This window comes from Thioalkalivibrio sp., assembly GCF_007692535.1.
Lineage (GTDB): Bacteria > Pseudomonadota > Gammaproteobacteria > Ectothiorhodospirales > Ectothiorhodospiraceae > Thioalkalivibrio.
Window position 1 is genome coordinate 1 of record NZ_REBW01000232.1, and the last position, 3,261, is coordinate 3,261.

Genomic DNA, 3,261 nt, shown 5'->3' on the forward strand with positions numbered 1-3,261 from the left:
GCTGCGGGCCTCATCCCCCTCCGCAGGGACGAAGTCCGCGTCGATCACGAGTTGGTTGTCCACTTCCGTGACCCCCTCCACGTTCAGCGCGAACTGCTCCGCCAGTTGCTTGTTGATGTCTTCCTGTACCACTCCAGTCAGTGTGGCCTTGCCGTCCTGCACGGACACCGTGATGTCGCCGCCCTGCAGGTGCGGACTCAGGGCATACGTGGTCGAGATCTTGGCCTCCAGACGAGCATCGCCCGCGGTGCCGGCCATCGGGCCTTCCGCGAAGGCGCCGCTTGTGGCGCCCAATGCGAGCGCGACACCCGAAGCGATCATCAATTTCCGAAATTTCGTGTTCATAGCGTATCTCCATCTTCAACAGGGATTGTGGCGTGCTTCGATCCAACGCATGGTTCTTGCCGAAGGGCACGGATGCAATTGGGATCACGCGCTGTCCAGCGATGCCGGGCGTGCTGACCCCGTATGGCGCAGCGGCCGTCCATGAGTTGGCCGCATGCTCAGAATGACGAATCGTCGGGATGGCGTCGGTGCGCTAGGGCACTTAGCCTGGTAGCAGGGCGACGCTACCGAAGCCCCGCCCGTTGAGAACGGTACGTGCGATTTTCACCGCGTGCGGCTCAATCCGCGGAAAGGCGCCGCGAGGCACCCGACCCTGTCAAGGGAAGGGCCAGACCTTGTTGCGAGGGAGCGCGCGGTTAGCTGCGTGCCGCTGCTGGAAGTAATCCGCATCCTTTGGATCGTGCGGGTTGCTGCCTTCGCGCTGGACGCGCACCCCGATAACATCCCGAAATGCGATGGGGACCGTTTTGCCGGGAAGACCCGCTGTGTGTGCGCCACCATACAGACGACCCATCTCCCGCTGCGCGAGACTATTGCGAAGGGACCTGTCGCGAAGGCTAAGGCACCACCACTCATTACACTAGGAGGCGCCTTTGGCTCCCCCGCACGGTCCGCCCATCGTCACGCCATCCCAAAAAAGCTGACGCGCAAAAGGAGACCGTAATGAGCAACGAAAACCTGCCCGACTACGATGAACACCCGGTGATGTTCCGTAACCAGCCGTTGGGTTACATCGGCATCTGGGTGCTGATCCTCGCGCCGATTCTGGTCCTGCTGCTGTACCGGAAAGAAGTCGCCGAGATGGGCAACTTCCCTCCGGCGATGTTGCTGGCGATCACAGGCTTCGGCATGGTGCTCCTGCTCTACTGGTTCGTGAAGACGCGGGCCAAGCGACTGCGCATCAACGGTGACCAGGTCCACCTGGAGCGAGGGTTGCTGAACAAGATGCATATCGAGCTCGATGTCGGCCAGATCCGGGCGGTACGGGTATACCAGAACTTCTTCGACCGCATCTTCCGGGTCGGGCGCATCGAGATCTTCACCACCGGGGACGATCCCGAATTCGTGATTGCGGGGATGCCAGACCCAGGTCGGGTTCGCGATCACGTGCGTACCCACCTGGAAAACCCACCGACTGAATAGCGGCGGTCCGCGGGGAGCCGCCGGAGGATTCCGCGTTCGTGAAGACCTGGATCATCAAGCGCTGGTTTGCCCTCCGCGCGACGATCTGGTTCGTCCCGACGTTGTTCGCCGCAGGGGCCATTGCGCTGGTGACGGCCGTGCTGGATGTGGATGCGCGGCTCGTCCGAGCCGGAATTCCCGCGGGGTGGCTGTACGAGGGGACGCTCGAGGCCGCCATCGCCGTGCCGGTTCTGGTCTGAGCCCCCCCCGCCGCCGCTGGGAGGACCTTCGCAGAGGCCGACGGTAGGGCTGACGTGCTATACGAATGGTGGACCACATTGGAGAATCTCAGGATGTTCATAAACAGTGTCAACCAAGACGCCGCAGCGGGGCTCTGGGATGAATGTGATCCGCCCTGCCTTTCGCTTTTTCAACCCACTCATCGGGATCACCCAGACAATCAGCAGGATCCGATACGCTTCAAGAATCTGGTGAAAGCGCTGGAGGAATCCCTTCGGCAAAAGTTTGAGAGCGACGAGACCCAGTCCTTGCTCGAACCCATGCTGGCCCTCGCTGAAAATCACGACTTCTGGAACTGCACCCTTGATGGACTGGCAGTGCTGCGTGCCAGGGATACGTTCCGGGTCTACAAGCTCCAGCGCCCTGTCCCCGAGTTGGCGGTAGTGGCGGACAGCTTCCATACCAAGCCCTTGCTGCGCATCCTGCAATCAGCGGATCGATACCAGGTACTCGCCTTGAACCGGCGCGAGATGAAATTATTCGAGGGAAACCGCGACGCCCTGGACGAGATCGCACCTGCGGGTGGCGTGCCACGGACGCTCATCGACGCGCTCGGTGCCGAACTCACTGATCCCCGCCAAACGGTCTCCGCCTACGGCGGCAGCGGTGGCGGGCAGGCTCCCATGCACCATGGCCATGGGGGCAGGAAAGACGAGCTGGACCAGGATGCGGAGCGATTCTTTCGTGCAGTCGATCGCGCGGTCCTCGAACACCATTCCAAGCCCTCCGGCCTGCCGCTGCTTCTCGCCGCCCTGCCCGAGCACCACCACATGTTCCACAAACTCAGCCACAACCCCTTCCTGATTTCCGAGAGCCTGGACGTGCATCCGGATGCGCTCGCGTCGATCGACGAGTTTCGCGAGCGGGTCTGGAAAACCATCGAACCCCGCTACCTCGCGCGCCTGGCCGGGCTGGTGGATACATTCGGCAGTAATAAGCCCAAGGGTCTCGCCGCCGACGACCTGGCAGAGGTGGCTCGGGCAACGGTCAGCGGGCGCGTGGCTACCCTGCTGATTGAAGCTCGCCGGCAAATCCCCGGTCGGGTCGACGCCTCGACCGGGGAGCTTGCATTCAACGACCTCTCCCACCCCGAACTTGACGACGTGCTCGACGACCTGGGGGCCGTAGTGCTCAAGATGGGAGGAGAAGTGGTCGTCGTGCCGACGGAACGGATGCCGACCGAAACGGGAATCGCCGCAATTTACCGCTACTGAGGCACGTGACATGCTCATTCAGATCAATACCGATGACAACGTCAATCCTTCCGATACGCTGACGAAGTGGGTCGAAGCCACGGTCAGAGACATTCTGGGCCGCTTTGCCGACCAGGTGACGCGCGTGGAAATTCACCTCAGCGACGAGAACAGCGACAAGAAATCCGGGGGGTTTCCGGGGACAGTACACCTGTTTCTTGGTGGTCGGTCTGGGCGGCATGATCCGCGGAACCTTGAGAAGGAGAGCGATGATCCGGGTGGCTCGTGTTCCGTCCCGGTT

The 3,261-nt window shown here is 62.0% G+C and carries 4 protein-coding genes and 1 pseudogene; 4 read left to right on the forward strand and 1 reads right to left on the reverse strand.

What is annotated here, in order from left to right; all coding sequences use genetic code 11:
* The coding region (locus tag EA346_RS13235; RefSeq protein WP_296759386.1) for a BON domain-containing protein at positions 1 to 345 on the reverse strand (345 nt) is incomplete at its 3' end.
* Positions 346 to 1,146: 801 nt separating this feature from the next.
* On the opposite strand from EA346_RS13235, the gene EA346_RS13240 reads away from it, so the two are divergent.
* The 4 genes and pseudogenes from EA346_RS13240 to EA346_RS13255 form a co-directional block, all read left to right on the forward strand.
* A complete protein-coding gene (locus EA346_RS13240; RefSeq protein WP_296759390.1) occupies positions 1,147 to 1,488 on the forward strand; it encodes a PH domain-containing protein in 342 nt (113 codons plus the stop codon).
* 38 nt (positions 1,489 to 1,526) lie between these two features.
* Complete coding sequence (locus tag EA346_RS13245; RefSeq protein WP_296759388.1) at positions 1,527 to 1,727, forward strand: hypothetical protein; 201 nt, start codon at positions 1,527 to 1,529, stop codon at positions 1,725 to 1,727.
* A gap of 99 nt (positions 1,728 to 1,826) precedes the next feature.
* Positions 1,827 to 2,981, forward strand: a complete 1,155-nt coding sequence (locus EA346_RS13250) for a hypothetical protein (protein ID WP_296759393.1) — start codon at positions 1,827 to 1,829, stop codon at positions 2,979 to 2,981.
* Between the two features lie 10 nt (positions 2,982 to 2,991).
* A pseudogene (locus tag EA346_RS13255) lies at positions 2,992 to 3,261 on the forward strand (hypothetical protein); the annotation flags it as partial.

Bases quoted from the DNA above. Each gene is read 5' to 3' on its own strand.
- EA346_RS13240 (WP_296759390.1), top strand. From the start codon at position 1,147: ATGGGCAACTTCCCTCCGGCGATGTTGCTGGCGATCACAGGCTTCGGC.